Here is a 4,092-nt window from a genome sequence, read left to right as displayed (position 1 = left end):
ATGCGCGCCTCCGGTTCGGGGGAGGGCGAGGGAAACACGCGCGACGCGCGCGGGCAACCGACGTCCGCGCGCATCAGGGTTCCGGATTGGGAAGGGCGGCTATCCGCGCCCGGCGATCAGGCTGTCGGCGGCGCGGCGGGCCTCCTCGGTGACGGTGGCGCCGGAGAGCATGCGGGCGATCTCCTCGCGCCGCTCGTCGCCGTCCAGTTCGGCGACACCGGTCGACACGCGCTCGCCCTTCACCGACTTCTGCACCTTCAGGTGGACGGAGCCGCGCGCCGCCACCTGCGGGCTGTGCGTCACCACCAGCACCTGCAGGCCGTGGCCCAGCTTCTCCAGCCGCTCGCCCACGGCCGCCGCGACGGCGCCGCCGATGCCGGTGTCCACCTCGTCGAACACCAGGGTGCCGACCGTGCTGGTCTGCGCCAGCACCACCTTCAGCGCCAGCATGAAGCGCGCCAGCTCGCCGCCCGACGCGATCTTGTTCAGCGCCCCCGGTGGCGATCCCGGATTGGTGGCGACCTGGAAGGCGACGCGGTCCATGCCGGTCGCCCCCCATTCGGCTTCCGGCAGCGCCTCGACCAGCGTGCGGAACTTGGCGCGTTCCAGCTTCAGCGGCGGCAGCTCGGCCGCCACCGCCTTGTCCAGCCGGCCGGACGCCTTCTGGCGCGCCTTGGACAGCTCCTCGGCCGCCTTGCGGTAGGCCTCGCGCGCCGTTTCGGCTTCCCTGGCGAGGCGGGCGAGCAGGTCGCCCTGGTCCTCGATCATCGCCAGCCGGCCGGCCATGTCGTCGCGCAGCGCCGCCAGCGCGTCCACGTCGACGCCGTGCTTGCGCGACGCGGCGCGCAGCGCGAACAGCCGCTCCTCCAGCTTCTCCAGCGCCGCCGGGTCCATGTCCATGTCGGCCGAGGCCGCCTGCAGCGCGGCGATGCCCTCCGCGGCTTCCGTGGCGGCGCGGTCCAGCGCGGCGATGGCGGGGTCCAGCTTGCCGCCCGCCTTCTCGGCGATACGGGTCAGCGTGCGCAGGGCCGAGCCCAGGGAGCGTTCGACGCCGCGTTCCCCCGACAGCTCGGCGAAGGCGGAGTTCATCGCGTCGACGACCTTCTCGCGGTGCATCAGCACGGCGCGCGTCTCGGCCAGCTCCGCTTCCTCGCCCGGCTTGGGCGCCAGCGTGTCCAACTCGGCCACGGCGTGGCGCAGGTACTCCTCTTCGGACCGCGCGCGGGCGATCTCGGCGGCGGCGTTGGCGCGCGCGTCCTCCACCTGCCGCCACGCGCGGTGCGCGGCGGACACCTGGGCGACCTTGGTGTCCAGCCCGGCGTAGGCGTCCAGCACGCCGCAGTGGGTGGCGGGGTTGAGCAGGCCGTGCGTCTCGAACTGGCCGTGCACCTCCACCAGTTCCTCGCCCAGGCGCTTCAGCAGGCCCACGCCCACCGCCTGGTCGTTGACCCAGGCGCGGGAGCGGCCGTCGGCGCTGACCGTGCGGCGGATGACCAGACGGTCATCGGCGTCCAGACCCTGCTCGCGCAGGATGGCGAAGGCCGGGTGGTCGCCGGACAGTTCGAACTCGGCGGTGACCGAGGCCTGCTCGGCGCCATGGCGCACCAGCCCCGATTCGGCGCGCGCGCCGAGGGCAAGGCCGAGCGCGTCCAGCATGATGGACTTGCCGGCACCGGTCTCGCCGGTGAGGACGCACAATCCCGGGCGGAAGTTCAGCGAAAGGCGCTCGATCAGGACGACGTCCCGGATCGTCAGCGCCAGCAGCTGGGACCGCCCTAGAACAGGGAGTTCCAGGCTTTGCTGATCCACGATTTCTCGTCTCGCGCCGGACGGACGTTGGCGTCGACCAGCAGGGCATAGCTGTCGACGTACCAATCGCTGCCCGGATAGTTGTGGCCGAGCACGGCGGCGGCGGTCTTCGCTTCCTCCACCACGCCGAGGGCCAGATAGGCCTCGACGAGGCGGTGCAGCGCCTCCGGCACGTGCGAGGTGGTCTGGTACTGCTCCACCACCGTGCGGAAGCGCCCGATGGCGGCGGTGTGCTGGCCCTGCTTCAGGTAGAAGCGGCCGACTTCCATCTCCTTGCCGGCGAGGTGGTCGTTGGTCAGGTCGATCTTCAGGCGCGCGTCACGGGCGTACGGCGTGTCGGGGAAGCGGCGCACCACCTCCGCCAGCGCGTCCAGCGAGCGGCGCGTCATGCGCTGGTCGCGGCGCACGTCGGTGATCTGCTCGTAATAGCACAGCGCGCGGAGATAATAGGCGTAGGCCACCTCCGGGCTGCCGGGGTGCAGCTGGATGAAGCGGTCGAGCGCCAGGATGGCGTCGTCGTACTTCAGGTCCTCGTAATGGGCGTAGGCGGCGCGGAGCTGCGCCTTGGTGGCCCACTGCGAGTAGGGGTGCTGGCGCTCCACCTCGTCGAACAGCTTGGCGGCGGTCTTGTAGTTCTCCGACCGCATGTTGGCTTCCGCCTCGTCGAAGATCTTCTCCGGCGGCCGCTCGACATAGGGCATCTCGTCCTTGTCGGACGAGCAGGCGGCAAGCGCCAGGGTGATGAGGCAGGCGGCGACCGGCGCGCGGAATTGGCGGAAGGGCATCGTCGTCATAAGACCGTGAGAGGTGCCCCTATATAGCACGCTCCGGCGTCAGCGCGGCAAGTCGCATGAGGCGGGGCAGGGGGCTTTCCGGGGCGGAAACGGCCGGACGGCGCAAACACCGCCGCCGCGTCCGGGTCCAGGCGATGTGGGGTCGCGGCGGGAGTGTTTCAAGAAGTCAGTAAAATCAAATACATAGGGAATTTTGCTGATCTTCTTTGTCTGCTTTTTGCCCTAACTTTGTCCTTTGTTGTCGCGCGTGCGCGTTCCCTCGCCCCGGCAGGGGAGGGGGCTTTGCACGACTCAAATCGCGCGTCGCCGGCAGGGGAGGGGGGGCGCGAAACGAAAACGCCCTCCCCGGAAGGGGAGGGCGGGGCGGTCCGGGCCGGTGTGGTGCCGGATCAGGCGACGGCGCGGCGGGCTTCGGTCCAGCCGGTCGGCAGCAGTGCCGCCGGCGCGTCGTAGCACCAGGCGCTGCGGTCGGCGAACAGCGCGCGCAGCAGCTGGTTGTTCAGCGCGTGGCCGGAGCGCACGCCGTGGAAGTGGCCGATGATCGGGCCGCCGGCCAGGTACAGGTCGCCGATGGCGTCCAGGATCTTGTGGCGCACGAACTCGTCCTCGAAGCGCAGGCCCTCGGCGTTGAGGATGCGGTTCTGCTCCTTGTCGACGACGACCGCGTTGTCGAGCGAGCCGCCGCGCGCCAGCCCGGCGTTGCGCATGGCGTCGACCTCGTGCAGGAAGCCGAAGGTGCGGGCCTGGGCGATCTCGTCGCGGAAGCTCTCGGCCGACAGGTCGACGCTGCCCGCCTTGTGGTGGATCACGGCGGAGTCGAAGTCGATCTCGAAGCTGAAGGTCTGGCTGTCGTCCGGGGTCAGGGTGGCCGACTTGACGCCGTCGCCGACGGTGACTGCCTTCAGCACGCGGATGGCGCGGCGCCGGGCCGGCTGCTCGACGATGCCGGCGCGCTCGAACATCTCCACCCACGGGGCGGAGCTGCCGTCCATGACCGGAACCTCGGCGGCGTCGATGCCCACCACGGCGTTGTCGATGCCACAGCCGGCGAAGGCGGCCATCAGGTGTTCGATGGTGCCCACCGTGGCGCCGTCGGCGTTGCCGATGACGGTGCACAGGCGGGTGTCGACCACGTTGTCCCAGGCCGCGCGGATCTCCGCGCCGCGGCCGCGCAGGTCGGTGCGCACGAAGGTGATGCCGCTGTCGGCGGGCGCCGGGGCGATGGTGACCGTGACGGTCGAGCCAGAGTGCAGGCCGATGCCGCTGCTGCGAATCGTCCTCTTCAGCGTGCGCTGAAACAGTCCGTTCGAGATACCACCGATTTGCATCGCGGGATGATCCTGATCTGGTCTTGTCGGTCGGGCCGCCTCGTCTCCATCTGCTGGTGGGGCCAGCGATTCAACTTGGCATGGGGCCGCATCTGCTACCTAGCACTGCACTGGGGCGAGGACAAATCACTCTTTATTACGAAATGTTGCAGTGCCGGTGA

The 4,092-nt window shown here is 70.1% G+C and carries 3 protein-coding genes; all 3 read right to left on the bottom strand.

From position 1 onward, the window contains the following. Window positions 1-99: 99 nt before the first annotated feature. The 3 genes from recN to lpxC all read right to left on the bottom strand — a co-directional run bounded on the left by recN (window position 100) and on the right by lpxC (window position 3,931). Window positions 100-1,809: a DNA repair protein RecN gene (gene recN / locus VED21_RS05295; protein WP_324881276.1), complete on the bottom strand. Its 1,710-nt coding sequence runs from the start codon at window positions 1,807-1,809 to the stop codon at window positions 100-102. Further along, window positions 1,776-2,594 carry an outer membrane protein assembly factor BamD gene (locus VED21_RS05290; RefSeq protein WP_324881277.1) on the bottom strand — a complete coding sequence of 273 codons (819 nt, stop codon included), beginning with the start codon at window positions 2,592-2,594 and terminating at the stop codon, window positions 1,776-1,778. Before VED21_RS05290 ends, recN begins: the two co-directional genes overlap by 34 nt. Window positions 2,595-2,992: 398 nt before the next feature. Beyond that, window positions 2,993-3,931, bottom strand: coding sequence for a UDP-3-O-acyl-N-acetylglucosamine deacetylase (gene lpxC, locus VED21_RS05285; RefSeq protein ID WP_324881275.1), 939 nt, complete (start codon window positions 3,929-3,931; stop codon window positions 2,993-2,995). Between the last annotated feature and the right edge of the window lie 161 nt (window positions 3,932-4,092).

It is taken from the genome of Azospirillum sp. (genome assembly GCF_035627195.1).
In the GTDB taxonomy this organism is placed as follows: Bacteria; Pseudomonadota; Alphaproteobacteria; order Azospirillales; family Azospirillaceae; genus Azospirillum.
The sequence above is the reverse complement of the archived record's forward strand: the minus strand, read 5'-3'. Positions and strand labels throughout refer to the sequence as shown.